Origin of the sequence: Halomonas sp. GFAJ-1 (assembly GCF_000236625.2) — a bacterium.
Lineage (GTDB): Bacteria > Pseudomonadota > Gammaproteobacteria > Pseudomonadales > Halomonadaceae > Vreelandella.
The window spans coordinates 1-26,269 of record NZ_AHBC01000001.1 but is presented as its reverse complement, the minus strand read 5'-3'; the positions used below and the strand labels follow the sequence as shown (position 1 = coordinate 26,269).

At 51.8% G+C, this 26,269-nt stretch carries 23 protein-coding genes; 5 read left to right on the top strand and 18 right to left on the bottom strand.

Features of this window, described 5'->3' with window-relative positions; genetic code table 11:
- Window positions 1-8: 8 nt before the first annotated feature.
- The 4 genes from MOY_RS00115 to metH form a co-directional block, all read right to left on the bottom strand.
- Window positions 9-554, bottom strand: coding sequence for a DUF934 domain-containing protein (locus MOY_RS00115; protein ID WP_009095144.1), 546 nt, complete (start codon window positions 552-554; stop codon window positions 9-11).
- A complete protein-coding gene (locus tag MOY_RS00110; RefSeq protein ID WP_009095142.1) occupies window positions 544-2,199 on the bottom strand; it encodes a nitrite/sulfite reductase in 1,656 nt (551 codons plus the stop codon). Before MOY_RS00110 ends, MOY_RS00115 begins: the two co-directional genes overlap by 11 nt.
- A gap of 137 nt (window positions 2,200-2,336) precedes the next feature.
- A complete protein-coding gene (locus MOY_RS00105; RefSeq protein ID WP_009095140.1) occupies window positions 2,337-3,656 on the bottom strand; it encodes an MATE family efflux transporter in 1,320 nt (439 codons plus the stop codon).
- A complete protein-coding gene (gene metH, locus MOY_RS00100; RefSeq protein ID WP_009095138.1) occupies window positions 3,656-7,351 on the bottom strand; it encodes a methionine synthase in 3,696 nt (1,231 codons plus the stop codon). The genes MOY_RS00105 and metH overlap by 1 nt, the downstream gene beginning before the upstream one ends.
- A gap of 270 nt (window positions 7,352-7,621) precedes the next feature.
- Here metH and nfuA point away from each other — a divergent pair, with 270 nt between their 5' ends.
- A complete protein-coding gene (gene nfuA / locus MOY_RS00095; protein WP_009095136.1) occupies window positions 7,622-8,227 on the top strand; it encodes a Fe-S biogenesis protein NfuA in 606 nt (201 codons plus the stop codon).
- A 53-nt stretch (window positions 8,228-8,280) separates the two neighbouring features.
- Here nfuA and MOY_RS00090 read toward each other — a convergent pair whose 3' ends face one another.
- Window positions 8,281-9,315: a DNA-binding protein gene (locus tag MOY_RS00090; RefSeq protein WP_009095135.1), complete on the bottom strand. Its 1,035-nt coding sequence runs from the start codon at window positions 9,313-9,315 to the stop codon at window positions 8,281-8,283.
- Between the two features lie 211 nt (window positions 9,316-9,526).
- Here MOY_RS00090 and MOY_RS00085 point away from each other — a divergent pair, with 211 nt between their 5' ends.
- The gene (locus MOY_RS00085) at window positions 9,527-10,681 is read left to right on the top strand and encodes a tyrosine-type recombinase/integrase (RefSeq protein ID WP_009095134.1); all 1,155 of its coding nucleotides are present in this window, start codon (window positions 9,527-9,529) and stop codon (window positions 10,679-10,681) included.
- Window positions 10,682-10,734: 53 nt separating this feature from the next.
- Window positions 10,735-11,151, top strand: coding sequence for a SufE family protein (locus tag MOY_RS00080; protein WP_009095133.1), 417 nt, complete (start codon window positions 10,735-10,737; stop codon window positions 11,149-11,151).
- Between the two features lie 45 nt (window positions 11,152-11,196).
- On the opposite strand, the gene yidD is transcribed toward MOY_RS00080, so the two are convergent.
- From yidD to MOY_RS00050, 6 genes are read right to left on the bottom strand one after another with little or no spacing between them, the layout of a single operon-like run.
- The gene (gene yidD, locus MOY_RS00075; RefSeq protein WP_009095132.1) at window positions 11,197-11,529 is read right to left on the bottom strand and encodes a membrane protein insertion efficiency factor YidD; all 333 of its coding nucleotides are present in this window, start codon (window positions 11,527-11,529) and stop codon (window positions 11,197-11,199) included.
- Entirely contained in the window at window positions 11,529-11,996 is a 468-nt protein-coding gene (hisI, locus tag MOY_RS00070; RefSeq protein ID WP_009095131.1) for a phosphoribosyl-AMP cyclohydrolase, read from the bottom strand. The genes yidD and hisI overlap by 1 nt, the downstream gene beginning before the upstream one ends.
- Window positions 11,997-11,998: 2 nt before the next feature.
- Window positions 11,999-12,445, bottom strand: coding sequence for a transcriptional repressor (locus MOY_RS00065; protein WP_009095130.1), 447 nt, complete (start codon window positions 12,443-12,445; stop codon window positions 11,999-12,001).
- A gap of 30 nt (window positions 12,446-12,475) precedes the next feature.
- Window positions 12,476-13,474, bottom strand: coding sequence for an alpha-L-glutamate ligase-like protein (locus MOY_RS00060; RefSeq protein WP_009095129.1), 999 nt, complete (start codon window positions 13,472-13,474; stop codon window positions 12,476-12,478).
- Complete coding sequence (locus MOY_RS00055) at window positions 13,471-14,994, bottom strand: inactive transglutaminase family protein (RefSeq protein WP_009095128.1); 1,524 nt, start codon at window positions 14,992-14,994, stop codon at window positions 13,471-13,473. Before MOY_RS00055 ends, MOY_RS00060 begins: the two co-directional genes overlap by 4 nt.
- A gap of 38 nt (window positions 14,995-15,032) precedes the next feature.
- Entirely contained in the window at window positions 15,033-15,869 is an 837-nt protein-coding gene (locus tag MOY_RS00050) for an ATP-dependent zinc protease family protein (RefSeq protein WP_009095126.1), read from the bottom strand.
- A 223-nt stretch (window positions 15,870-16,092) separates the two neighbouring features.
- Between MOY_RS00050 and MOY_RS00045 the strand changes: the two genes are divergently transcribed.
- The gene (locus tag MOY_RS00045) at window positions 16,093-16,674 is read left to right on the top strand and encodes a DUF3833 domain-containing protein (RefSeq protein ID WP_009095124.1); all 582 of its coding nucleotides are present in this window, start codon (window positions 16,093-16,095) and stop codon (window positions 16,672-16,674) included.
- An 86-nt stretch (window positions 16,675-16,760) separates the two neighbouring features.
- On the opposite strand, the gene MOY_RS00040 is transcribed toward MOY_RS00045, so the two are convergent.
- The 4 genes from MOY_RS00040 to gorA form a co-directional block, all read right to left on the bottom strand.
- Complete coding sequence (locus tag MOY_RS00040; protein ID WP_009095122.1) at window positions 16,761-17,153, bottom strand: ectoine synthase; 393 nt, start codon at window positions 17,151-17,153, stop codon at window positions 16,761-16,763.
- A gap of 104 nt (window positions 17,154-17,257) precedes the next feature.
- Complete coding sequence (gene ectB, locus MOY_RS00035) at window positions 17,258-18,526, bottom strand: diaminobutyrate--2-oxoglutarate transaminase (protein WP_009095119.1); 1,269 nt, start codon at window positions 18,524-18,526, stop codon at window positions 17,258-17,260.
- Between the two features lie 80 nt (window positions 18,527-18,606).
- Window positions 18,607-19,185, bottom strand: a complete 579-nt coding sequence (gene ectA, locus MOY_RS00030; protein WP_009095117.1) for a diaminobutyrate acetyltransferase — start codon at window positions 19,183-19,185, stop codon at window positions 18,607-18,609.
- A 234-nt stretch (window positions 19,186-19,419) separates the two neighbouring features.
- Window positions 19,420-20,796 carry a glutathione-disulfide reductase gene (gene gorA / locus MOY_RS00025; RefSeq protein ID WP_009095115.1) on the bottom strand — a complete coding sequence of 459 codons (1,377 nt, stop codon included), beginning with the start codon at window positions 20,794-20,796 and terminating at the stop codon, window positions 19,420-19,422.
- Between the two features lie 160 nt (window positions 20,797-20,956).
- Between gorA and can the strand changes: the two genes are divergently transcribed.
- A complete protein-coding gene (gene can / locus MOY_RS00020; protein WP_009095113.1) occupies window positions 20,957-21,604 on the top strand; it encodes a carbonate dehydratase in 648 nt (215 codons plus the stop codon).
- Between the two features lie 108 nt (window positions 21,605-21,712).
- On the opposite strand, the gene MOY_RS00015 is transcribed toward can, so the two are convergent.
- The 3 genes from MOY_RS00015 to tamB all read right to left on the bottom strand — a co-directional run bounded on the left by MOY_RS00015 (window position 21,713) and on the right by tamB (window position 26,223).
- Entirely contained in the window at window positions 21,713-22,171 is a 459-nt protein-coding gene (locus tag MOY_RS00015) for a cytochrome c (RefSeq protein WP_235803656.1), read from the bottom strand.
- A gap of 71 nt (window positions 22,172-22,242) precedes the next feature.
- Window positions 22,243-22,863: a peptide-methionine (S)-S-oxide reductase MsrA gene (msrA, locus tag MOY_RS00010; protein ID WP_009095108.1), complete on the bottom strand. Its 621-nt coding sequence runs from the start codon at window positions 22,861-22,863 to the stop codon at window positions 22,243-22,245.
- Between the two features lie 12 nt (window positions 22,864-22,875).
- The gene (gene tamB / locus MOY_RS00005) at window positions 22,876-26,223 is read right to left on the bottom strand and encodes an autotransporter assembly complex protein TamB (RefSeq protein WP_082429654.1); all 3,348 of its coding nucleotides are present in this window, start codon (window positions 26,221-26,223) and stop codon (window positions 22,876-22,878) included.
- Window positions 26,224-26,269 lie beyond the last annotated feature (46 nt).

Genomic DNA, 26,269 nt, shown 5'->3' with positions numbered 1-26,269 from the left:
GCGGTTTCTTATTCGCCAGCGGTTAAGCGGCGCTCAAACAGTGCCTGACGCTCTTCTACATCGGTTTGGTAGCGCACGCTGAACGCATTGAGCGCACGAATAGCATCATCAGGGTGCTGGTCGTCACGTAAAGCCATGGCGGTAAAGCCGCAGCGGCGCATGTAGTCCAACTGATCGACTAGTACATCGCCTACCGCGCGAATCTCACCGGTATAGCCATAACGCTCACGCAGCAAACGTGCGATGGTATAGCCGCGGCCATCAGTAAATGCTGGGAAATCAACCGCAACAGTATCAGTGGTGCTGAATTGCTGAACAAGTTCAGCGGTTAACTCAGTGTTGCTGGCAAGCAACGGCGCTAGCTCTATATCATCTTGATTTGCCTGCCATAGCGCTAAGGGTACAAACGCCGGACGCTGCTCAGGGAGGGCTTCATCGTCGTAAGAGACACACCAGGCGTTCTCAGGGGCGAGTTCACCATCAGCAATCAGGTGGTCAACATGCACCGGCGCAAACGCTGTTGCGTCATTCTGAGTATTACTGTTACTGGGCATAAACGCGCTCCTTAAACGGTTTCAAGCCAATGCGGCGGTACGTGTCCAAGAATCGCTCGTCTTCATAACGCTCAGCGACATAAACGTCCAAGACCTTCTCGACCACGCTGGGCACGTCTTCACGGAAGAAAGAAGGGCCGAGAATTTTGCCCAGTGACGCATCGTCAGTTGAGTTACCACCAATCGAGATTTGGTAATACTCTTCGCCTTTTTTATCGACCCCCAAAATGCCGATATGCCCGACATGGTGGTGGCCGCAGGCGTTCATGCAGCCAGAAATATTAAGATCCAGCGGGCCTAGGTCGTAAAGGAAATCCAAATCCTCGAAGCGTTCTTGTAGCGCTTGCGCAATTGGAATGGAGACCGCGTTCGCCAAACCACAGTAGTCGCCGCCAGGGCAGCAGATAATGTCGTTAAGCGTACCCACCGTTGGATTAGCCATGCCCAGAGCATCAAGCTCTTTCCAAAGCGCTTCCAACTCATCTACAGGTACATCTGAGAGTACCAAATTCTGCTCATGGGTTACTCGCACTTCGCCAAAGCTATAACGATCTGCCAAGTCGGCCACGGCGTCCATTTGGTCGGCAGTCACATCACCGGGGGCATGTTCACGACGCTTCAGGGAAAGCGTTACCGCTTTATAGCCAGGTACTTTGTGGTCAGTGACGTTATTGGTCACAAAGCGGGCGAGGCTGCGATTCTCACTACGCAGCTTTTCAAAGTCTGCGACAGCGCTCTCGGCGACCGGGCGGCGCTCTGGTTCAGGGAAATGACGTTTGGCGGCATCAACCGCTGCCTGATTTAGCGTCTGAGGGCCATCTTTAAGGTGGGCCCACTCTTCATCAACGCGGCGGCGGAACTCTTCAATGCCTAGCGCTTTAACCAGAATCTTAATGCGTGCCTTGAACTTGTTATCGCGGCGACCAAACTGGTTGTAAACACGCACACAGGCTTCAAGGTACGTTAACAGGTGCTGCCAGGGGAGATCCTCGCGCACCACGTCGGCAATCATTGGGGTGCGGCCAAGGCCACCGCCTGCCAACACTTTAATGCGCAGCTCGCCATCGGCGTTATGCCATAGGCGCAGGCCAATATCGTGAACCTGAATAGCGGCACGGTCTTGCGCAGCGCCGCTTACCGCTATTTTAAATTTGCGGGGCAGGTAGGCGAATTCAGGGTGCAGCGTCGACCACTGGCGGATTAACTCACACCAAGGGCGTGGGTCTTCAACCTCATCGCCCGCGATGCCAGCAAACTGATCGCTCGTCGTATTACGAATACAATTACCGCTGGTCTGAATGGCATGCATTTGTACGTTGGCGAGTTCACCCAAAATATCAGGCACGTCTTCCAGCGCTGGCCAGTTTAGTTGTAGGTTTTGCCGAGTCGTGAAGTGGCCATAGCCCCGGTCATAGCGTCGGGTGATGTCCGCCAGCGCACGCAGTTGGTTGCCTGCCAGCATGCCGTAAGGAATGGCGATGCGCAGCATGGGCGCATGCTTTTGGATATATAGGCCGTTTTGCAGCCTCAGTGGGCGAAACTCTTCTTCTCCCAAACGCCCAGCCTGGTAGCGTTCCATTTGGTCACGAAACTGAGCAACGCGCTCGTCAACCAAGGTTTGGTCATGAATATCATAACGGTACATGTGGCACGATCCTGCTAAAAGCGAAGTGGTCACGTCGAAACGGACGGCAATGTGCCGCCACCTTAACGCGGAGATCATATTCTACAAAAGAATATATAATTATCTTTTTATCGCCAAATGATATTTGAATGCTTGGGTCAACATGTTTGAGCTAACCAGCGTCGACGCTGCCATACCCATAAGAAGCTGCCTGAATTTAGTAGGCGATAAAATAGCTGCACAAGCCATACCCCGAGCAATCCATACTCCATTCCAATGCCTACCCACCAAGCCAGCGGTAGAAATACTAACCACTGCATGCTTAAAGTCAGCAGCATTACTGTGCGCTGGGCGCCAGCGCCCATTAATGCCTGGGCCAGTACGAGCGCGGCAGCATCTAGCACAATCATAAAGCCGGTAATTTGTAGCGGTAGGGTGCCGAGCTGTATCAACCCATGATCAGTAAAGAAAATGGCTAGCACAGTCGTAGGAAACAGCAGCATGGGGAGTGCCAAAACGGTCAGCAGCATACCGGCAACGCTGAGCGCATCGATACCCCAGCGGTGGGCAGCCTGCTGGTCATCGCGACCCAGTGCTTCCCCAACCAGGCTCATCGCCGCTATGCCCACCCCAACGCCCGGCAAAATCAGCAACAGTGATAAATTCACTAACACATGGCCCACCGCGACGCTCTCTGTCCCTATCCTACCTAATAGCCAAAACAGTACAACGTAGCCTGCTGCGAACCAGAGTTGTTGCATAGAGTGGGGGAAAGCGAGATAAAGCGTTGACCGAACGGCACCTAAAGAAGGCAGTCGATAACCCCAGGGTCGGTTTTTTTTGACCGTGACACTGGCCCATATGACTAGGCCGAGCAGCAACGAAAGCGTGGTGCCAATGCCAGCGCCATTGGCACCCAGCTTGGGCAAGCCAGCAATACCATAAATGAGCCCAGCACTGACCAGTACATTAAACACGTGCACGATCACAATAATGCGTAAATAAAGGTGCGTATGTTGTAGGCCGTTCCAATATCCGCGAAAGCACAGCGTTAGCGCAATGGCTGTCAATCCAATAACCCGCCAGCGGAAGTACTCCACCGCAATGCGCGATACATCATCCGCGGGCGACAGTAGCGTGATAAGTGCCGGTGCTTGCCACCAAGCTATACAAGACAGCGGGATTCCCACCAAAGCACCAAGAAGAAGCCCAGCGCCTAACGAACGAGATACGGCCTTTTTACCCGCCCCTAGGTCTTGTGCGGTTTGTGACTGTACGCTGGAAGAGAGGCCAAAGACCAACGCCGTCATCATAAACATGGTATAGCCGCCGATCCCGACGCCTGCTAATGCCTCTTGGCCTAAATGCCCTACCAGCGCAGCATCAACCAAGTTGAGCATGCTTTGGGAAAGCATGCCCAGCATAATAGGTAAGGCTAAGCGCATAACCCTACTTTGGCGGCGTACCACAGGTGACATTAGCTAGGGTCGTAAGAGAGTACAGGGGATAGCCAGCGCTCCATCTCTGCTAACGGCATCTGTTTACGTTCGGCGATAGCCTCAACTTGGTCGCGGGTGATTTTTCCGGTAGAGAAGTACTTTGACTGCGGATGGGCGAAATACCAGCCGGAAACCGCGGCGGCAGGCCACATAGCGAAGTTTTCCGTGAGCGTAAGCCCAGTGTTTTCCGGCGCATTAAGCAGGCGGAAGAGCGTGGCTTTTTCGGTATGATCCGGGCAGGCCGGGTAGCCTGGAGCAGGGCGGATACCCTGATACTTCTCGGCAATCAGCGCATCGTTATCTAGCGATTCTTCCGGCACGTAGCCCCAAAACTCTTTACGCACCCGCTCGTGCATGCGTTCAGCAAAGGCTTCAGCCAGCCGGTCGGTCAGTGCCTGGACTAAAATGGCGTTATAGTCGTCACCCGCCGCTTCGTAGGCTTTGGAAAGCTCATCCACACCGTGGCCAGTTGTGACGGCGAAGCCACCAATCCAGTCGGCTTTGCCGCTCTCTTTGGGTGCGATAAAGTCTGCAAGGCTATAACAAATGCCGTCGCGGCCTTTGGTAGTTTGTTGACGAATATGATGCAAGTGTTCCACCACCTCGGTGCGACTTTCATCGGCGTACACTTCGATGACATCATCATCTACGCTATTTGCTGGCCACAAGCCGATAACCCCTCGGGCTTGAACGCGCTTTTCGTCGATGAGTTTACGCAACATAACCTTTGCGTCGGCAAAGAGGTTACGCGCCGCTTCGCCCACAATGTCGTCTTCGAGAATTTTGGGGTACTTCCCGGCGAGCTGCCAGCTCATAAAGAACGGTGTCCAATCGATCCGCTCTACCAGTTCTTCTAGATCGTAGTCATCAAAGGTGATTAAACCAAGGGTATTAGGTTTAGCCGGCGTGAGGGTGTTCCAATCGGTGCGAAAGCGTCGCTTACGCGCTTGGGTGTAGTCCAAGTCCGCCGCTTTCGGGCGACGCTTGGCGTTACGCTCGCGCACTTTTTCATACTCTTCACGGATCTCTGCCACGTAGGCGGGCTTTAAATTAGGTGCTAGCAGCTTGCCAGCAACGCCCACTGCGCGGGAGGCATCGGTGACGTAGATCACTGGATGCTCATATTGTGGCTCAATTTTAACCGCCGTATGCGCTTTGGAGGTGGTCGCCCCGCCAATTAATAGCGGCAGGCTCATCCCGCGGCGCTGCATTTCTTTGGCAACGTGCACCATTTCATCAAGCGAGGGCGTGATTAAGCCGGAAAGGCCAATGATGTCGGCATTGTGATCAATAGCGGCTTGCAGGATTTTTTCAGTGGGTACCATCACACCAAGATCGATAACTTCATAGTTATTACACTGCAACACCACACCAACGATATTTTTGCCGATGTCATGAACATCGCCTTTGACCGTGGCCATAACAATTTTACCCTTGGCCTGGGTCTCTTCACTTTTCTCGGCTTCGATATAAGGAATCAAGTAGGCAACGGCCTGCTTCATAACCCGCGCTGACTTAACCACCTGGGGCAAGAACATTTTGCCCGCGCCAAAGAGGTCGCCCACCACGTTCATGCCATCCATTAACGGGCCTTCAATGACCTCGATGGGGCGGGCCGCTTCGGCACGGGCTTGCTCGGTATCTTCTTCAATAAACGCGGTAACACCTTTTACCAGTGCATGTTCAATGCGCTTGTTGACTGGCCCGCTGCGCCACTCCAGGTCCTCCTTTTTAGCAGCGCTGCTGCCGTCGCCCTTGTACTTATCGGCAAGCTCAAGTAATCGCTCGGTGCCGTCGCTTCGACGGTTGAGTACCACATCTTCTACAGCATCGCGAAGCTCAGCGGGCAAGTCATCATAGACCGCAAGCTGCCCTGCGTTGACAATCCCCATGCTAAGGCCAGCGCGAATAGCGTGGTATAGAAATACCGAGTGGATGGCTTCACGTACCGGGTTATTGCCCCGGAAAGAGAACGAGACGTTAGACACACCACCGGAAATCATCGCATGGGGCAGGTTGTCACGTATCCACTGTGTCGCCTCAATAAAATCGACTGCGTAGTTATTGTGCTCGTCAATGCCGGTGGCAATGGCGAAAATATTGGGATCGAAAATGATGTCTTCTGCGGGGAAGCCAATGTCATCAACTAGCAGGCGGTAGGCGCGCTCACAGATCTCAGTTTTGCGGGCAAAGGTATCCGCTTGGCCCTCTTCGTCAAACGCCATGACGACAATCGCTGCACCGAAGCGGCGGCATTTAGTGGCTTGTTCGCGGAACGCGGCTTCGCCCTCTTTCAGCGAGATCGAGTTTACAACCGCCTTACCTTGAACGCACTTTAGGCCCGCTTCGATGATGTCCCATTTAGAGGAGTCGATCATAATCGGCACACGAGCAATATCAGGCTCACCGGCAATTAAGTTCAGAAAGCGCACCATGGCTTCCTGGGACTCCAGCATGCCTTCATCCATGTTGATGTCGATGATCTGTGCGCCGTTCTCCACCTGCTCAAGCGCTACCTCTAGGGCGGTAGTGAAATCCTCTTCAACGATCAAGCGTTTAAAGCGTGCGGAGCCAGTGACGTTGGTCCGCTCACCCACGTTTACAAACAGCGAATCCGCTTGGATGTTAAAAGGCTCTAGCCCCGATAGGCGGCAAGCGTGGTCACGCTTGGGCACTTGGCGGGGCGTCATGGGGCGCACGGCGTCAGCAATAGCACGGATATGTTCAGGCGTTGACCCACAGCAACCACCGATGATGTTAACCAGCCCGCTTGCAGCGAACTCGCTGACTATCGCGGCCATCTCTTCCGGCGTTTGGTCATATTCACCAAACTCATTAGGCAGGCCAGCGTTGGGGTGGGCAGAAACAAAGGTATTGGCTTTAGTAGAAAGCTCTTCAATGTAAGGACGCAGCTCTTCGGCGCCCAGGGCGCAGTTCAACCCTACGGAAAGCGGCTGGGCATGGCGAACAGAATTCCAGAACGCTTCGGTCGTTTGGCCAGAAAGCGTGCGGCCAGAAGCGTCGGTAATCGTGCCAGAAATCATCACCGGCAGGCGACGGCCTAAATCATCGAAGAGTTCCTCAAGCGCATAGATGGCCGCTTTGGCGTTGAGCGTATCGAAGATGGTTTCGATCATGATGAGATCGGCGCCACCCTCAATTAAACAGCTGGCCGCTTCGTAATAGTTTTCACGCAGCTCATCAAAAGTGACATTACGTTTAGCGGGGTCGTTAACATCCGGCGAGAGGGAGGCAGTGCGCGATGTTGGGCCAAGCACGCCCGCGACGTAGCGCGGGATGTCAGTTTCGGCGGCTACTGCATCGCATACTTCCCGAGCCAAACGTGCCGACTCACGGTTGAGTTCTGGTACCAGCTCTTCCATGCCATAATCGGCCTGAGACAAACGGGTGCTGTTAAACGTATTAGTTTCAAGAATATCAGCGCCCGCTTCCAAATAGTCGCGATGAATACGCGCAACGACATCGGGACAGGTAAGCGCTAATAAATCATTGTTACCTTTTAGGTCAGACGGCCAGTCACTGAACCGGTCACCGCGAAAATCCTCCTCGCTGAGTTCAGCATTCTGCAGCATGGTGCCCATACCGCCATCAAGAATCAGGATGCGTTGGGTAAGGCGTTGGGTGAGGGAGGCAGTCAAATCACTAGCAGCCATGGCAGGGGGGAAACTCCAGCGTCTCAGTCGAAAAGGATATTTTTATAGTCGTCGTCATAGTGTGAGCGGCGCTTATCATAGCAAAGGGCAAACCATAGGGCAGCAAGTGCGGGCGTGAAGTTATTGCAGCATCTTTATTAGGCGCGTTCATAGACGTGGTAATAGCCGACTAAAACACTCAAGATTGTGTCAGAGGCCAGTTTTGCTTACCATAGGTACAAACGACATGTGAAGTGGCCGCGCCACTACCACGGGAGGACAACACCCCTCATGACCACGACTATCGAAGCTCCCGGTATTGATATTACCGAAAGCGCACAAGATTACCTCGCAGAACTGCTTGAAAAGCAGAACGTTGAGGGAATTGCAGTACGTATTTTTATTACTCAGCCGGGCACGCCCTATGCTGAAACGTGTTTAGCGTACTGCCGTCCAGGTGAAGAAGAGCCCACCGACATGAAGATAGAGCTTGAGAAAATTAATGTTTTTCTCGATAAAAATAGCTTGGTCTTCCTGGAAGAAGCGGTGGTCGATTTCAATGCAGACCGTATGGGTGGCCAGTTAACGATTAAAGCGCCCAACGCAAAAATGCCTAAAGTGAATGCCGATAGCCCCTTGGAAGATCGCATTAACTACACGCTTTACAGTGAAATTAACCCTGGACTAGCAGCCCACGGTGGTGAAATTAAACTTGTGGAGCTGACGGAAGACAGAGTTGCCATTCTTGCTTTTGGTGGGGGTTGCCAGGGCTGCGCAGCGGTGGATTTAACGCTTAAAGACGGCGTTGAAAAGACTTTAATGGAGCGCATCCCTGAGCTTGCGGGTATTCGTGATGTGACCGATCACACCGATACCTCTAATGCCTATTATCGCTAATCGAGATCGTAGCTCAAGACCCCAGCAGATATCTGCTGGGGTTTTTTATTGCCCTACTTGTTTGACTCATGACTCTCTTGAGCCTTAGGAGCCAGCGTTTCGGGTAGGGCAGTTAGTTGTGCCTGCAGGTCTTCCATCCGCTGCCAAAGCTGCTGCTGCCACTCATCGTCTTGAGCAGTTTGCTGCTGCTGCCGTGTTAATGCCAAGAGGGCTTTATCTATTTCGCCCTGCAGTTTGGCGCACTGCTCTTCACGTGCTGCATTGTCACACTCCAGTTCAGCAATACGCTGCTGCTGAGTGCTGCTCTCTAACTGTTGCTGTTGCAATTCAGCTTTTTTGATCTGCAGTTCTTTGTCTAGGGTGTTAGCCCGCTGCTCCCAGTGCTGTAAGCGCTTTTGTAGCGCCTTTTCTTCTTGGGCGCGTTCCTGTCGTAATGTATCCAGTAGCGCCATTAATTTCCCTTCCGCGGCCTCGTTGCGCTGTTCTTCCCGTGCTAGCCGTTCTTGCCAAGTGGCCTGCTGTTTTTGTTGCTCATCGGCAAAATGCGTCTTAAGTACGGCAAGGTTTTGCTCTGCTTCGGCAAGCTGTTGACGATACCCCTCCGTTTGTCGGTCTGCTTTTTCTGCCTGCAGCTGCCACTGGTTCTCTTTTGCTTGGCTCGCAGCAAATTCACGGTTTACGGCTTCTAGCCGCTGTTCGGTGTGGCGAAGATGTTCAGCTAGGGCGTTTTCCCGCTGCTCGGCGTTGGCGGCATGTTGTGCTGCTTCTGCTGCCTGCTTTTGAGCAGTTTCTACCTGACGGTTAGCCTCTTCTCGGTAGTGAGCAAGGGCTTGATTGGCGACATTTTGCGCCTCTAGCCATAGCTCGCTTGCCACACTCACTACTACTTCTGGCACGCCTTTGGGAGGCGGCACGTCGCGATTTTGCTCTCGCTCAATACGCCATCGCCGAAAATGCTCGCTAATTGTCGTAAAACTGCCGGTACCCAGCACCTCGCGAATACGTTGAACGCTAGGCGCATCGCCACGGGCAAGCAGCGTATCAATCGCTTGCTGAACGTCACTGTACTGAATGCCACTGCGCGCCATGGTGTTTATCTCTATTAAAAGTAAAACGTTATTTTCGCCGGAATTGGTTAAAACTTCAATTATTACGTAATACATAAAACGTAATAATATTTATTATAATCAGTATAAATTCAAGATTACCCGTATTATCTTGAATTTATGTGCACGTAAGCCCACACTTAGCCCATTGAATATCCATCTGCTCGCTATAAAGGCTGATAAGGACGTAAACATGCCCCATCGTGTGGCCAGCACATTGCTGCCTGAAGAAAAAGGCTTGCAAAACAGTCGATTACCTTTGATCAGCCAGCTAGGGCGTATCGATGCGAAAAATGATGCCGAAGCGGTAGCTGCCTGGCTTGCGGAGTATCAAGACAGTCCTCAAACATGGAAGTGTTACCGACGTGAGGCAGAACGCCTGCTGCTCTGGCTAGGAAGTCACCATCAACAGCTGCAAGATATCAATCGCGAAACGCTGCGCCAATTTGAACGGTTTCTTGAAAATCCGCAGCCTACTGCCCAATGGGTAGGGCCAGCCAAGCCACGATATCACCCGCAATGGCGACCCTTTCGAGGTGGGCTTTCTCCAGCGAGCCGCCGTCAAAGCCTAGTCATTTTGCAGGGGATGTTTAGCTGGCTAGTTGAGGCGGGGTGGGTGACGCATAATCCGTTTGTATTGATGCGCGATAAGTCACGCCGACTCAACAACCAAATCCAGCGAATTGAGCGCTATTTAGAGCGCGAGTTATGGGAGTGGTTATGGGGGTGGATCAATGCCCCTAAAGAGCAGCAAAGTGAGCGCGCACGATATGAGCATGCCCGCCGTCGCTTTATATTTGGTTTTGCTTATCTGCTGGCACCACGTATTAGCGAAATGTCGGGTGCGCAAATGGGCGATTTTCAGCAGAGTGAAGGGCGCTGGTGGTGGGTAGTCGTAGGTAAAGGCAATAAGGTAGCGCGTATCCCACTGCCTAGTGACATGCTCGATTGTTTGCGCGAGTGGCGAGAAGCACTAGGTATGGATGGTCTACCCGAGCACTATGAAGCAACGTCGCTAATTCGTGCACTAGATAAGCGGCGTGGTATTAGTGATAACCAGCTCTACCGACTGATACGCAAAACATTTTTCGATGCAGCCGATGCGTTAGAAGAGCAGGGTGGTAAACCTGCCTATATCAGCACTCTTCGCCAAGCAACTCCCCATTGGCTACGCCATACATCGATCACCCACCAAGCTCAATCCGGTATTAGCCTTCGCTATTTAGCAGAAAGCGCTCGTCACGCTCGAATAGAAACCACCACGCGTTACCTCCACAGCGAAGAAGCAGAGTGGCATCAAGAACAGCAGCGGCACCGTTTAGGGGGAAACGATCCCAAAAGAGCGTAATGACCCGGTATAATAGATCGCATTCTGTGACACTTAACCCAAAGGGAAACGCCATGAGTACTTCCGGCGCCGAGTTAGCCCAGCAAGAGCTGGTCGAAGAGTTTGAAATGTTTGATAACTGGATGGATCGCTATCAATACATTATCGATATGGGAAAACAACTTCCTGATTTTCCAGAAGCGTGCAAAACAGACGAGTTTAAGATTCAGGGGTGCCAATCCAATGTTTGGATGCGCCACGAGGAGGAGGGCGGCAAACTAATCTTTAAAGCCACGTCTGATGCTGCGATTGTATCGGGCTTAATTGCGGTGCTGCTGAGGATTTATAGCGAACGAAGCGCAGAGGAAATTAACCATACTGAACCCCATTTTATGAAAGACCTTGGCCTGGATAAACACTTATCCCCTACGCGCAGTAACGGTCTGCACGCCATGCTGGAGCGCATTTACCAGGTAGCGAAACAAGGCTGATAGGGCACGTTAAGTGCTGTTGACTAATATTGTTGGCTATTGCTTTTAGTGCCGGTGGTTGCATTTGGGGTGGGTAGGGGGTGTTGAACTGTCATCTTCTTGGCAAAGCTGTTCGCTTCTTCCGCCAGGCACAGGGTCCATGCCGCCAGGGTTGCCCGGGTGGCACTTCACGATACGTTTAGCCGCCATCCAGCCTCCCTTAAAGGGGCCATGCACTTGAATGGCTTCAATGGTGTAAGAAGAACAGCTTGGCCAAAAACGGCAGCGCGGGCCAAGTAGGGGGCTAATGGTGTATTGGTAGACTTTTACTAAGCCTACCATGGCCCCTCCCATTAACTTCACCAAGCCTTGGCTCAGCGCAGTAAAGAACCGTCGCATCACTTTTTGCCGTAAAGAGTGGCAGGGTCGATCAATGGCTCGCTATTAATGGTTGCCTGCTCCCTGTCCATGCTTATGTAAAAACAGCTACGGCGGCCGGTGTGGCAAGCGGGACCTGTTTGTTCAACCTGGAGAAGTAGAGTGTCCCCATCGCAATCTAGCGCGGCACTTTTCAGCCGCTGCTGCTGCCCAGAGGATTCTCCTTTACGCCACAGTTTTTGACGAGAGCGAGAGTAGTAACACACTTGCTGGGTCGTCAATGTCTCTTCCAGGGCTTCTCGGTTCATCCACGCCATCATCAGTACTTCGCCGGTATCGTGTTGCTGGGCAATGGCGGGCAGTAGTCCATCTTTATTAAAGCGCGCCGCGTCCAGCAACGTCTGCGTAGCTGGTAACGTATCTGTGGGAGTGGCAGCTTCCAGCGCTTTAAACAGGCTGCTGGGTTCTAAGTGATTAAAACGGGACATAATTAGGCACTCGCTTGTCGGCAATGTTGGCAAAGGCCTTGAAGCTCAATGGTTTGGCGCTCAACGTTAAAGCCTTGGCGTTTTGCCAAGGTCGCCAGCTCATCGCTGATAGCATCTAAGTGAAGTTCTTCCACGTAGCCACACTGTCGACAAATAAGCAGCTGGAAACCGTGAGCATGCTCAGGGCAGGCGCAAGCAACGTAGGCATTTTGCGACTCAATGCGGTGGACCAACCCCTGGTCGATCAAAAATTCAAGGGCACGATAAACCGTGGGCGGCCGTGCGGCAGCATGTTCAGTGGAGAGCTTGTCCAGCAGGTCATAGGCTTTTAAACCGCCTCCATTCTCAGCAATTAGCTCAAGCACACGGCGGCGAATCGGCGTAAATCGTACGCCTCGGGTGTGGCACTGAGTTTCTGCTTGCAACAGTAACGAATTGGCTTCAGTCATAGGTAACTCATTGAACATCGTTAGCGTAGTCTACGCGCTAGCCGGAGTGCTGTCAGGGCTTTCAATCAGCTCGCTTTGTCGGGCAAAGTGATGTTGAGCAAACGCTACTCGCTCTTCAACTGAGACCCCATCTGGCTGACGCTCAATTAGGTCAAGGCGTCGGCGTAATCCTTCACCATTCGTCATTTGGATGGCTAAGCCTGGGCGGGCATTGAGCTCCAGCAGCATGGGGCCATGTGCGCGATCAAGCACCATGTCGGTTCCTAGATAGCCAAGCCCGGTCATTTCATAACAACCCGCCGCCAAATGGAGCAGCGTATCCCACTGCGGCACCACCAGACTTGCCAAATCGTGACCTGTATCAGGGTGGCTGAAACAAGGACGGTCAAACTGAACGCCCCGAATAGCTGAGCCGGTGGCGATGTTTAACCCTACGCCTACCGCCCCTTGGTGCAAATTAGCTTTACCGTCGGATGCCGCAGTCGAGAGCCGCATCATCGCCATGACCGGATAGCCTTTAAAAATGATGACTCGAATATCAGGCACACCCTCATAGGTGTAAGCCAACAGACTTTCATCAAAGTTGATTAGCGTTTCAATGACCGCCACATCAGGCGATCCACCCAAAGAGTAAAGCCCGGAAAGAATATTGGAAACGTGGCGTTCAATATCCTCAATCGACTGACCCACCCCACTGGGTTTGATAAAAGCCCCGTCTTCGACTTTCTCGATTACCAGAATGCCTTTCCCGCCACTCCCTTTGGCAGGTTTGATTACAAAGCCACTATGTCCTGTTAGCATTTCGCCAATGTGCTTGACGCCGAACTGGGTGGTAACTGTGCCAATGAGTTCTGGCGTGGTAATACCGTACTGGCGAGCAAGCAGCTTAGTTTTAAGTTTATCGTCCACCAGCGGGTACAGACGACGGGAGTTGTAGCGACCGATGTAACGAATGTTACGCCGATTCATGCCGATAATCCCTTTGTCTCGCAACCGAGTTGGCCATGTCCAGTTTTTAAGCCAACTCATGAGGGTTTCTCGTCATCTGTAATTGGCTTGAAACGCCGTAGCTCAAACAACCGGTAGCCAGTGTAATTACCCAACAGTAGAATCAAAGCCATGAGTATTAGCTGGACGCCTAGGAAATTAAACGTGATGTGACGCACCCAGGGGTTATTCATGGCAAGGTAAGCCAATACAGCAGTAAGCAGGCTGCCGCCACCTTGGATCAACACCTGTTTAGGGCCTTCTTCTTCCCACAGAATGGACATTCGTTCGATGGTCCACGCCAAAATAATCATAGGGAAGAAAGTAACCGTTAATCCAGCGCTTAACCCCATGCGATAAGCCAATACGGTAAAGATAGAAATGATGGCGATGACCGTGATGATCACCGCCGACACACGCGCCACAAGGAGCAAATTGAGGTAAGAGAGGTAGTTGCGGATGATCAAGCCAACAGCCACGATTAACAGAAAGCCGATTAAGCCGGTCAGCAGAGTGGTTTGAATAAAGGCCAATGCAATAAGTACCGGCATAAAAGTGCCCGATGTTTTAACACCCACCAGTACCCGCAGAAAGACCACCATCAGTGCGCCTATCGGTATGAGCATAATCGTCTGGAACAGCGCTTGCTCTTCCAGCGGCAAGCTGTGAATAGAGAAGTTCAGTAGGGTGTCGTCAGAATAGTGGTTGCGCACCGCAGCCGATGCCGGCTGATGGTGGGTTAGCATCGAAAAACTAACCCGAGAGTTGGTGCCACCTTGAACTTCTAACACCGCACGCCCGCCTGTTTCCCATAGCAGTAGGTTTTCGGGCCTGCCTTGCTCACCGGTGGTTGGGTTAAATATCGCCCAGCGCTCGGTGGATGCATCAAATACTTGGATCCAGCTGCTTAATAGCTGACGTCTGCGCCCATCTTCAAGTAGTAAGCCACTCACTTCACGTGCTTGAACACCCGCTTGATTGAGTAAGCGAACCACTAAGGTAGAAGGCTGTTCTTGGGTAAGCAGCAAACGAGCGTTTTCGCCTTGCCGGGTACCATTAATGTCGAGTATCAGCTCCCTAGCAAAGGTCGCGTTGTTGGCACTGCGTCCCCAAGCGCGCTCGATGAGCTGGTTAGCCGCCGTGTCGTATGGGCTCTCCCACGGAGGCGGAGAAGAGAGGCCAGGAGGCGTTTGTACGGGAGAGCGAGCATCGGGAGATACCAGCATTTGTACCGAATAGTACAGCTGCTGGCTACCGGCGGCCTCGCGAATCGTCCATTGCGCCTGACGGCCAAGCTCGTCAGCCAGGTAAGCTAAACCATAACCAGAGGAGGCGGTGTTTTCGGTAAGTACGCGGAAACCTGCCTGATGGGTAGGTAGAGCCAAGTCGACTTGAACCGGCCCATTTTGCGCATTGAAATTAATAACCGCTTCAATTTCCCATACTTGGCGCTGTTCACCAGGAAACCAGGGGATCTCAAACTGGATGTGCCGATGAATACTGGTAGCAATACCCGCAACTAGCAAAAAACCTACGATCAAATAAAATGGCAGCCGTGACATGGAGATTCCTTTCAGCGAAAAGCGGCAAGGGAGAGCGGTTACTCTTCGGTATCGTCTTGATCAGCCGCTTCATCATCAGCAGCTTGCTCGGCTGGCTCACCGCCAGGAAACTCAGGTCGCTCGTGAATATAGGTTTGAGCAACATCAATGGTGGCAATATCCATCATAAAACGACGCCCCAGTAGCACTGGGTAGTCTAAATGCGTGCGGTCATTGAGAGTAAATTCAACGTTTTCACGGAGAGGGCCAAGCGTCATTAACAATGAAATAACGGGACGAGACTCTTCGCCGGAAGCCTGAACAATACGCACCCTACGTATGATAGGCGCTTCAATCCACTCATCACGAATACGTTCGACAACGACATCTTCTTCGTTTAGCGCAAGCTTAAAGCGCACCCAGTTTTCACCGTCTCGCTCAAAGCGAGTGATATTAGAGGCGGAAAGCGACGACGTATGAGCGCCGGAATCGACCCTAGCTTTCAAATAAGTGCCAATACTGGGTAACCCTACCCACTCATTACGGCCCAGCATGGTCTTGGTATCCTCAATAGCCGCAGCTTCGCACTCTTCACGGATAATGATGGGCTCTTCACCTCGAGCCTCTAAGTTCGCGATATCGTCTCGCAAAAAGCGGAGCAGGCTTCCTACCTCTCGTACATCGGCTGTAAGCACCTGCTGCTGATTAAGCTGACGCTCTTGCAGCGAGGATGTTGCATCACACTGCTGTGAAAGAGCATTTTCTAGCTCAAGCATGCGGGTATTGAATGAGGCTTCGCTCAGCGGTGGTGGTTCATTAGTATCAGGCTGGATGGTGGCACAGCCTGCAAACGTAAGCGACAAACCAGCCAACAACCACAAAACACCTGGGCGCATAACGAGTGATATCCTTGGATAATAAGAGCACGAATGATAAGGAGAAGGGAGACCAGTTGTCCAACATAGCAGTGGTTTTCACATCTAATGTTCATGCGATTTAACATAATATATATTATGCGAACTCGAGTGGTTATCGATTATTACCACACACGGCTACTTTTGTAGAAAAAATTCTCTTACAATGATTGTACATGCCATCCACTATATACAGGAAAGACTTATGAAACGTAGAGCATGGCTGCCTCTCTTGGCTTCTCTTTTTCTCCTTGCAGGCTGTGCAAGCGTGGATGTTGAGGACTACGCGGGTACCACACCGCATTTCGATATCGCCGAATACTTTACGGGCACCACCCGCGCTTGGGGTATGGTACAGGACTACTCAGGTGAAGTTCAGCGTCGTTTTACTGTCGATATCACTGGGACGTTTGAAGATGACACCCTAACCCTTGATGAGACTTTTTTATTTGACGATGGTGAAACCGATCGGCGCATTTGGGTATTTGAGCGCACTGGCCCACACCACTGGCTAGGGACTGCCAACGATGTCGATGGCGAGGTAGAAGCTCGTCAGTATGGTCATGCCTTTAATATGCGCTACCCCTTGGTTATCGACGTTGGCGGCCGCAGCATACGCTTTACGATGGATGATTGGATGTATTTACAGCCAGATAACCGAGTGATTAATCGTACCGCAATGCGCAAATTTGGCCTCACCTTGGGAGAAATCACCCTGGTTTTTGAAAAGGTCGATATTGAACCCAATGCCAATGAGCACTTGGCCACCCAAGAGTCTAATGGTTAGCGCTACACCTCTCGTCCAGCAACAAAAAGCAGCCCGCTCAATAGCTAGGCTGCTTTTTTCGTAATTGTACGCTAAGCGCCTGCTAACTACTCATCTGCAGGCGCGTAAGAACCATCGTCCCGGTGCACTTCATTACCAGTGATAGGCGGCGTAAATACGCAGGCTAAATGCATGGTTTTGTGGGCACGCAACAAGTGTTCATCGTGCTGGTCCAGAATGTAGATGTCGCCTGGCTTAATAGGCCAAATTTTGCCATCGGCCAGGGTCTCCACCTCACCTTCGCCTTCAATGCAGTACACAGACTCGTAGTGATGCTTGTAGTGAATGTGTGTCTCAGTGCCTTCGAAGATACGGGTAATGTGAAACGAGAAGTTGCCACCGTCGTTAGCCAAGACCAAGCGTGTGCTGTCCCAGTTGCCGTTTTCAGCGGTCACTAAGCGGTCAGTTTGGCGTGCTTCTTCAATGTTGCGAACGATCATAGATATGCTCCTTTACTAGGCGTCTAGCGCTGGCCAGCCGCCTACTCTTTAATCGGTATCATACGCCGAGAAACTCGTGCGTAGCATAGTCACGAAACGCTAACTCACTTGCTGATAACAGCCTTCACCGATGCTTCTAGGATATCCAGCGCTTCAAGCAGGTCGTTATCGGTGATCGTCAGTGGGCAGAGGCATTTCACTACTTCACCATCTTGGCCACTCGTCTCAATAATCAGGCCATGCTCAAACGCTTTGCTGGTAATCTTATCGGCAATGTCGCCAGATACAACGTCGATACCGCGCATAAGGCCACGGCCACGTTCGGTAGCAGGCATGCCGTTTTCACTGAGTAGCGCTGCCAGTTTTTGAAAACGCTCTTCAACAATACGCGCTTTGCGCTGAACGTCACGCTCAAACATATCATTTGACCAATATTTTTTCATCGCTGCGGTGGCTGTCACCATCGCAAGATTAAAACCGCGGAAAGTGCCGTTATATTGGCCTGGCTTCCATTTATCCAATTCTGGGCGCATCAGTACATGAGCAAACGGCATGCCAAAGCCGGAGAGTGACTTTGAATTAGTGACTATATCGGGCGTAATGCCTGCGTGCTCAAAGCTAAAGAATTTGCCTGTACGTCCACATCCCGCCTGAATATCGTCCACAATCAGCAAAATGTCATGAGCATGGCAAATGCTTTCTAGGCGTTTCAGCCACTCTAGGCTCGCAACGTTGATACCGCCCTCGCCTTGCACGGTTTCAACGATGACGCCTGCGGGGATATCTAAGCCGCCTGATTTATCGTTGAGTAGTTTCTCAAAATAATCAAGAGTATCCGCATGCTCGCCCATGTAACCATCGAATGGCAAGAAGCTTGCGCCTTGGGTGGGTATGCCCCCCGTCGCTTCACGGAATTTACGATTCCCGGTAGTGGCCAGTGCGCCCATGGTGACGCCGTGGAAGCCGTTGGTAAAGGTCACAATGTTATGGCGACCTTTAGCAACACGGGCCAGACGGATGGCCGCTTCTACTGCGTTAGTACCCGTTGGACCAGGCAAGTGGACTTTATATTCCAGCCCGCGAGGCTTAAGGATTAGCTCTTCAAGGGTTTCTAAGTAGTCACGCTTCGCAGCTGTCCACATATCCAGGCCGTGCACTACCCCGTCGGTTGCGAGGTAATCGATCATTGCCTGTTTCAAATGGGGGTTGTTGTGACCGTAGTTCAGCGTGCCGGCGCCCGCTAAAAAATCGATATACTCGCGACCATTCTCATCAGTTAAACGCGCATTTTGTGCTTTGGTAAACACCACGGGAAACGAGCGCGAATAAGTACGTACATTGGATTCTAAACGTTCAAGCGTTTGGGTCTGCATTTAGCGACCTCCTTTTTTTGAATAGTTGAGCCGAGCCAACTTATAACAAGTCAGATCAATATGGTAGGAAAAACAATGTGTTAGAGCGCTTCGGTTTGGAACGGGCCTATACGAACTAGGTTTTCCGGGTCGTGCTCCCCACCCAGTTGCTCGGTAGAGAAGTATTCACGACTATTGAGGGGGGCATGCCAGCGTGCGGCAAGACGACGAAACAAGCCCCAAGAGGCTTGGTTGTCGGGAGTAATCGTTGTTTCCAGATGGTGGACATTTGCCAATTCAGGGCGGGACATAATGGCTTCCACCAAGCGGCGTGCTAACCCAGTACCCCGTGCCTTTTCACCTACAGCTACCTGCCATAGGAAATAGGTATCCGGCGCATTGTCTTTTACATAGCCCGAAACAAAGCCAACAATCTCGCCCTCTTCATTAGTGGCGACTGCGCAAGTATCACGAAATTGGGTTGCCAATAATAAGTAGGCGTAGGCTGAGTTCACATCCAGCGGTGGGCAAGCTTTAATCAGCTCGAAGACGCCCCATCCATCATCCGCGTTGGGCTTACGGATAAACAGTGGCGTCTCTGCATGACCGACTACCGCATCAGCAACAGTAGGCCGTGCTAAGTCGGCAGAGGGTGTAAAAGGCTTTATAGGCGTACTCATGGTTATGCTTCGCTGTAGCGAATTTGACGTTCATTATAACAGCTGATTATGAGCAATTCAAAAGCCATATTATCCTCGGGTCTATTTTCCATAATTTTTAGTTATAGACAATGCATAAACCGCTTTAGCTGAGCCTTTTGATGCAATGCCTAGTTGAAGTTTAGAGCAACGTTTCGGCAGCGCCAGATGAAAAAGGCGAGCCTAAGCTCGCCAAATAGGTTAGAAAAAATCACCTTAATAGCGCGAAGGCTCTCTCATGGTGACAAATTCTTCAGCCCCTGTTGGGTGAATACCCACTGTGCAATCAAAATCGCGCTTGGTTAGCCCTGCTCTTACCGCTATTGCTATACCCTGAATTAGCTCCCCGGCGTCTTCCCCCACCATGTGTGCACCTACGACGACATCTGTTTCATCATCGACAATCAGCTTCATCAACACACGCTCCGTATTACCAGAGAGCGTGTGCTTCATCGACCTAAAGTCAGTGCGATAAACGCGGATTTTGGTATGTTTTTCCCGCGCAGCTTCCTCTGAAAGCCCCACGGTACCAATGTTCGGATGGCAAAATACCGCCGTAGGAATAGTGGCGTAATCTAGTGGTTTGGGCTCGGTCTTATTAAAGTGCGTATCCACCAGTTGCATGGCTTCGGCTAGGGCGACAGGGGTTAATTCAGGCCCATTGGTTAAATCGCCCAGTGCTAATACAGAGCGGACTTGGGTTTCATAACGTTCATTGATGGGTATTTTTCCACTAGCATCTAGCGTTATCCCCACAGTCTCTAGCCCTAAGCCTTCAGTATTAGCCCTACGCCCTGTGGCTGCGAGTACAGCGTCTACTTCCAGCACCTCTCCTGTAGTGAGGTGCACATTTAGCGCTGTGCCATTGGGCTCAATTCTCTCAATGTTGGTATTAAAATGTAGGTTGACCCCTTTTTTGGCCATCTCTTCGCAGGTAAATTCACGGACTTCCTGGTCGAATCCTTTTAAGAAAAGCTCACCGCGATAAATTAAGTGAGTTTCACTGCCTAACCCATTAAAAATACTGGCAAACTCGACTGCAATATAGCCGCCGCCCAGCACTAAAAAGCGATTCGGAAAGTTTTGCAAATCAAACACTTGATTAGAATTAATGGCGTGTTCACACCCCGGGAAATCAGGCACCCATGGCCAGCCGCCAGTCGCTAATAAAATCTGCTTGGCAGTGACCTGGGTCTCGCTTCCTTGGGAAACTAACGAAACGGTGTGTGGATCGACCAGCCTCGCGCGAGCGTTGAACAAGGTTACCCCAGCGCCTTCAAGCATCCGCTGATAAATGCCGTTTAGGCGGCTTATTTCACTGGTTTTGTTATCACGCAACGTGGCCCAATTGAAAGTGGCTGGCCCCGCCATTTGCCACCCAAAGCCCTCAGCATCACTAAAGTTATCTTGAAAATGTGACGCATAGGCGTAGAGCTTTTTAGGCACACACCCCACATTGACACAGGTGCCGCCCAAATAGCGGTCTTCTGCTATGCCGACGCGTGCGCCCGTTGAAGCTGCCATACGGGCAGCTCGGACGCCACCAGACCCCGCTCCAATCACAAACAGATCATATTCATACTCAGCTGACATAGTTGACTCCTATCTACGGCGCTTAGTTAATCGCGCTAAAGGCAAACTGGCGATTGACCTTGTATTCTCAGGAGGTTAAAACCTCCTACTCTTGTAAAACAACGCTGTCATTACACGTCCAGCGCCCTACCACCTGATGATGTCATTCTATGGAGATTTAATGTCTGACCCTATTGCGACACTTCTCGAAAACAATCGCGCCTGGGCGGAACGCATGTGCGAAGAGGATCCCGAGTATTTCAAGCGCCTCTCCAATCAACAGAACCCTGACTATTTATGGATAGGGTGTTCTGATAGCCGCGTTCCCGCTAACCAGATTATTTCACTGCCACCGGGTGAAGTGTTTGTCCACCGGAATGTAGCTAACCTGCTCCACCATACCGATATGAACGCGCTTTCCGTGGTGCAGTATGCGGTTGATGTACTGAAGGTCAGCCATATTATGATTGTGGGCCACTATGGTTGTGGTGGTATTAAGGCGGCCGTGACAGGTGGCGAATGCGGTGTGGTTGATTACTGGCTTCACTCTGTAAGAGAGCAGTATAACCACCACCGTGACGCGCTCAAACACCTGCCTATGGCGGAACAGATCGACCGCATGTGTGAATTGAACGTTAAGGCTCAGGTTAATAGCCTATGCCGCACTAAGATACTCCAACTTGCATGGCAGCGCGGACAACGTATCTCAGTGCATGGCTGGGTCTACGGGTTGAGTGATGGTCGGGTTAAAGATTTAAAATGCACCATTAGCGGCCTTGACCAGGTAGAAACGCTGTATCGTATTGACCGCCTTCAATCTGGCGACTGACCTCTAACGGTCCTCTAAATCGTGCTTACCCAGCCTTTGAAGGCTCGTCTTTGAAAACCAGTCTTTGAAAAACTCAGTAGCCGGTTGACTAAGAAATGAAACCATCGGCTAATTGTGACGGTAAGCGCGGTGGCAGCTACGACAGCTCAGGCTCACATCTGAAAAAGCTCGCGTTGCTGCACGATAATCTTCCTGCTCGGCGGCTTCTACTAACACGGCCACCTTTTGCTCTAGATCTTGAAAACCGGCAGCAAATTCGTCCCACTCCTCCCATATAGCCGGGCGCGCATCAGAGCCGCGCCCATGGGTTCCCTTGATAAAGGCAGGCAGAAAATAGTCTTGGGTTGCACGCTCCTGCAGCTCAGCTAATCGAGGAGCTGCACCGCGTGCATCCTGATTATTAACCAGATCGAACCGGAGCTGGCGCAGTAGGCGCTCTAAATCTTTGAGCTCATCCTGCCGCCACGCAACGGCTTCACGTTCGCTAGCAAACGGAGAGTCCTCCACGGTGTGCGGCAAATGCGTTGCAGTTTCTTCGTCGGCTGAGAGCGCCACGGCAGAGTACATTATACTCACCGTGGCTATGCCGCTGAGAAGCGCGTAACGGGCTAAACATTGCATTATTGATTGGCTCCTACTTATCCAATGGGGCAAGTAACACCCGTGCCTTTTAAACCACAATAACCGCCTGGATTCTTATCCAAATACTGCTGATGATAAGCCTCCGCGTAATAAAACGTATCCAGTGGCTTTATTTCAGTGGTAATTGCTCCTTTGCCGGAACGATTAAGTGCCTGCTGATAAGCAGCAGCGCTGTCTTGAGCCGCCTTGAGTTGCGTATCGGTGGTGGTGAAAATTGCCGAACGGTATTGGCTACCCACATCGTTACCCTGGCGGTTACCTTGAGTGGGGTCGTGCTGCTCCCAGAAAATTTGCAGCAGGGTTTCGAGTGCCGCTTGTTTTGGGTCGTAGATGACCCGGACAACTTCAGTATGCCCTGTTCGGCCCGTGCAGGTTTCTTGATACGTGGGGTTAGGGGTCGTGCCACCCGCGTAACCCACCGCCGTCACATAAACCCCTGGTTGCTGCCAAAATAAACGCTCTACCCCCCAAAAACACCCCATGCCGAGAACGATTTCTTCATAACCTTCCGGAAAAGGAGGATGAAGGGAGTGGCCGTTTATCGTGTGCACTTGGCTGGTTTCGATCGCCGTGTCGCGACCAGGCAGTGCCGATGTTGTGTCAGAAAATAGCGCCATAATGCCCTCTTCTCATTCCCGTGGGTAAATGTAGGGATCGCCAGAACGGGTGAAGGTATAGATTAAGTCCACCGCTTGATTAGCCCCGGATACCGCCTGCACATATAAATTACGCCAGAGCGTATAGCGAAGTGTTAACTCGGCAATAGGCGAGAAAATACCGACGCCATAGCTAATACGAATATCGTCGGTTAGCTGCCCGCTTACCGCCACTTGGCTTTCGTCGCCAGCACCCGTGGTGTCTAGCGTTAAGTCATCAATGCCAAAGGCTTCGCCAATAGAACCAACCGCTCCCCCTGTACGACCAAGCGACATACCAATTAGTGCCGTCGTTAAGGCGCTATCTATTCCGCCGCCGGAGGCGTCGGGAGCACGTCCACGTAATAGATAAGAGAGTGCGCGCGTTTCATCCATTGCTGGTTCGGAGAAAATTGATACGTTGGGTTCTTCGGCATTTCCCGTCACACGCAGGCCAGCAATAACCTCGTCTTCTGTGACATCAGGATTGCGGACAGCCTCAAAGTCCAACACCGGCAGGCCAGGAGGGCCACTAAATAGTAACTGGCCACGGCGTATTAGCAGATCTTGCCCAAATGCCTGGAAACGTCCATCCACCAAGTTCACCTCACCAAATAACTGTAACGCGCCGCTATCCTGGCGAATTTCCAGCGTGCCGCCTAGCCCTGATTCAAGCCCATAGGCCGAAAACAGCATGTCGCGGCCAAGGGTGAGCGTAATTAGGACATCTAGCGCCATGCCGGTTTGAGCTAACTCGTCGGCGGCACTGGGGCCATCACTGCTTGCACGCTCCTGAGCTAAGCGTTCGGCTTCACGGTCATCGCGCTCGGTAATGATGACTTCATCGGCGCTTGGCGAAATCGCTGAGGGGGCTCGGTCGCCTATCTTCAAACGTGCCCAGGGTATATCGACATTGCCTCGCACTTGTAACAGTTCTGGGGTCACCCTGATTCGGATATCCGGCGCCGCCTCCAGGCGCCCAAATTGAGGTAGCTCCACGAGCAATGGCTCTTGAGTGGCGCTGAGATCAACTCCAATGCGCCAATTGTCACCAGAGGGCCAGTACGCGTCGCCTGTGATATTGAGTCGGCCGCGCTTGGCGGCTAAGAAGCCATCAATGTCTCCCTGTTCGCCGTCAAAGGTAACTGCCAAGGCGCCATCTTGGATATCAATAGGGATATCTGGCCCATGAACACGAATGCTGCGTAAGGCAAGTTCCCCCTGTAAATCTGGTTGGCGGGTGGTGCCACCTATTTGTACGCTCCCGTTAAGGTTGCCCTCTAAGCGGTCCATTCCCGCCACCATAGGGCGATAGGGCTCAAGTGAGACGTTGTTTGCACGCAGCTCGCCTCTTAGCGCCCCCTGCCCCATAGGGTCATTGACCGATAGGTTCAGAGAAAGCTCACCCGCTTCTGAGAGTGACAGCGCTATATCGGCATCTGCTCTCGCTTGGTTAGCGTCTATCTGAGCATCTATGTTGATGACCGGCAGTTGGACAGGTTGCCCATAATCATTAACGGCAGTAATTGCTAATTCACTGAGCAGCTGTACATCAGCTTGCCATTGGGCTCCCCCTTGGCGCCAAGAGGCCACCATATCAGCGGTGGTATCGCCCTCAAAACTCCACTCTTCGGGCAAGAAGGGCTCCAACATTTCCATGGGCACTTCGCGCACAGTAAGTACAGCGCGTCCTTGTTCAGCTGACCCATCGATGGCTTCTTCGGAACACACTAGCCCACCTTGCTCTCGCCGTAAGCAGAAAGGGGATAGCCGTATCTGCCCACTGGCTAGGTTGTAGCTCGCGTCTAACGGCGCTTCCAGTCGAATATCACCTGCCTCGGAATCGATTTCCAGCGGTATTAAACGCCCTTGATATTGCTGGGCTTGCTGGTCAAATTGGCCATTAATGGCAAGCAGCGCTCGGCTAAGTGGGCTGCTGGGTTCTCCCTGCGCATTAATCGTAAGCGTATGCTCGGAAAGGCGACCACTTAACGCCAGCGCTACACTAGAAAGCGACTGCCCTCCCGCGTTGACCTGTTGTAAATCTAAATCGACGTCAAGGCTTGGATCGTCAATCCCCGTCACGTCTGCGGCAAGTGACAGCTGCTCTATCCGATTTTCGGCAAAGCGTAGCCTTTCCCCAGTCAGGCGCGCCATAAGCGCTGGCTGAGAAAAACTGCCGCTTGCCTGCACGCGCCCCGTTAATGTGCCTGCCAAGTCTGGATGCAGGGTTTGCAGCTGGCGCAGGGCGATTTCAGCGTCTAAAGACATCGCTTCTTGGCTGACTTGACCTTGGGCGGTCAGGCGGTTTTCTCCTTGAGTAAACAGTAGCTCTTGAATATCAACTTCAAGATTACTATTCGCCTCTAAGGCTGCCTGCAATGTCAGCGGGTACTCCTGTAGCTCCCCTTCGATGGCCAGCTCAGGAATATTCACTTCCCATAAGTCGTCTATCTGGCGAACGTTGAGGGCTATATCCCCCGTCAAATTGCCATTCAGCTGATCAACAAAATGAGAAGGATCAAACTGTTCTAAGCGGATCCGTGAATCAATCTGGAGCGGTGTTGCCCAGTTAATTTGTCCTTCGCTACGTAGTAAGCTCTCATCGATGCGCAGCGTTAATGGCTCCCAGCGGAAGGAAGTAAGGTTTCCGTCCCCAGAAATACTTACCTTTGTGGAAGGCACCTGAGGCCCTTCGGCGGTAAAAGCCAGTGAAAGTTGATAAGCCTCTAAACTACCCGTAATCGCAAGATCCAATGCGTCGATTGAGTAAACCTCTTGCTCTTCCCCTTCGGTTTCAGTGAGCGGCCATTGTAAATTTTCACTGCGCAGGCGAGCCTCAAAAGGTACCGTCGGTGACAGCACGTCTACTTGGCCACCTAGGTTTACATTCACTTTTCCGCTTACCGCTAAGTCGGCATAAAGCTCAGCAAGATCCCCAGATAGCTCAAGCACGATTTTTTCTCCCTCAAGCTCTGGGAACAGCTCTGGTAAGAAAAGCTCTGCTGTTAAGCGTGCCCCCAATGGATAATCCCCTTCTAAAGAGACCGAAGCTGTAAGCGATGCGTGAGCGTCGGGAGTTAAAACATCAAGGGTATTGATCGTTATCTGGTTATTTTGTGTTTCAGCTTCTAATAGTAGGCGCTCAACATGGTAGTCAACTGCGCCTTCCAAGTTGAAATCAGTCACCGTTAGGGCTTCAAGATGGAGGTCTATGGGCAGAGTAATTTCCGGCAGCGTTAGTCGCTCATCGGATACCAATGGGGCAGTTTGGGCCACGGCGGAAGTGCCATTGCCTATAGGGCGTGCAGCAACGATAGCGCCATCGATACCTTCAGCCATCAGAGGTGTTTCGATGCCCTGGGTAAGCTGCACGCCCTATAGGCAA

What these genes read in the sequence shown, in the direction of transcription:
- MOY_RS00090 (WP_009095135.1), bottom strand. Translation starts at nt 9,315, where the DNA reads ATGGCGCGCAGTGGCATTCAGTACAGTGACGTTCAGCAAGCGATTGAT.
- hisI (WP_009095131.1), bottom strand. Translation starts at nt 11,996, where the DNA reads ATGTCCCGTTTTAATCACTTAGAACCCAGCAGCCTGTTTAAAGCGCTG.
- MOY_RS00045 (WP_009095124.1), top strand. Translation starts at nt 16,093, where the DNA reads ATGAAACGTAGAGCATGGCTGCCTCTCTTGGCTTCTCTTTTTCTCCTT.
- MOY_RS00015 (WP_235803656.1), bottom strand. Translation starts at nt 22,171, where the DNA reads ATGTACTCTGCCGTGGCGCTCTCAGCCGACGAAGAAACTGCAACGCAT.
- ectA (WP_009095117.1), bottom strand. Translation starts at nt 19,185, where the DNA reads ATGAGTACGCCTATAAAGCCTTTTACACCCTCTGCCGACTTAGCACGG.
- MOY_RS00040 (WP_009095122.1), bottom strand. Translation starts at nt 17,153, where the DNA reads ATGATCGTTCGCAACATTGAAGAAGCACGCCAAACTGACCGCTTAGTG.
- msrA (WP_009095108.1), bottom strand. Translation starts at nt 22,863, where the DNA reads ATGGCGCTATTTTCTGACACAACATCGGCACTGCCTGGTCGCGACACG.
- gorA (WP_009095115.1), bottom strand. Translation starts at nt 20,796, where the DNA reads ATGTCAGCTGAGTATGAATATGATCTGTTTGTGATTGGAGCGGGGTCT.
- MOY_RS00115 (WP_009095144.1), bottom strand. Translation starts at nt 554, where the DNA reads ATGCCCAGTAACAGTAATACTCAGAATGACGCAACAGCGTTTGCGCCG.
- yidD (WP_009095132.1), bottom strand. Translation starts at nt 11,529, where the DNA reads ATGCGACGGTTCTTTACTGCGCTGAGCCAAGGCTTGGTGAAGTTAATG.
- MOY_RS00060 (WP_009095129.1), bottom strand. Translation starts at nt 13,474, where the DNA reads ATGAGTTGGCTTAAAAACTGGACATGGCCAACTCGGTTGCGAGACAAA.
- can (WP_009095113.1), top strand. Translation starts at nt 20,957, where the DNA reads ATGTCTGACCCTATTGCGACACTTCTCGAAAACAATCGCGCCTGGGCG.
- MOY_RS00080 (WP_009095133.1), top strand. Translation starts at nt 10,735, where the DNA reads ATGAGTACTTCCGGCGCCGAGTTAGCCCAGCAAGAGCTGGTCGAAGAG.
- metH (WP_009095138.1), bottom strand. Translation starts at nt 7,351, where the DNA reads ATGGCTGCTAGTGATTTGACTGCCTCCCTCACCCAACGCCTTACCCAA.
- ectB (WP_009095119.1), bottom strand. Translation starts at nt 18,526, where the DNA reads ATGCAGACCCAAACGCTTGAACGTTTAGAATCCAATGTACGTACTTAT.
- MOY_RS00065 (WP_009095130.1), bottom strand. Translation starts at nt 12,445, where the DNA reads ATGACTGAAGCCAATTCGTTACTGTTGCAAGCAGAAACTCAGTGCCAC.
- nfuA (WP_009095136.1), top strand. Translation starts at nt 7,622, where the DNA reads ATGACCACGACTATCGAAGCTCCCGGTATTGATATTACCGAAAGCGCA.
- MOY_RS00105 (WP_009095140.1), bottom strand. Translation starts at nt 3,656, where the DNA reads ATGTCACCTGTGGTACGCCGCCAAAGTAGGGTTATGCGCTTAGCCTTA.
- MOY_RS00050 (WP_009095126.1), bottom strand. Translation starts at nt 15,869, where the DNA reads ATGCGCCCAGGTGTTTTGTGGTTGTTGGCTGGTTTGTCGCTTACGTTT.
- MOY_RS00085 (WP_009095134.1), top strand. Translation starts at nt 9,527, where the DNA reads ATGCCCCATCGTGTGGCCAGCACATTGCTGCCTGAAGAAAAAGGCTTG.
- MOY_RS00055 (WP_009095128.1), bottom strand. Translation starts at nt 14,994, where the DNA reads ATGTCACGGCTGCCATTTTATTTGATCGTAGGTTTTTTGCTAGTTGCG.
- MOY_RS00110 (WP_009095142.1), bottom strand. Translation starts at nt 2,199, where the DNA reads ATGTACCGTTATGATATTCATGACCAAACCTTGGTTGACGAGCGCGTT.
- tamB (WP_082429654.1), bottom strand. Translation starts at nt 26,223, where the DNA reads ATGGCTGAAGGTATCGATGGCGCTATCGTTGCTGCACGCCCTATAGGC.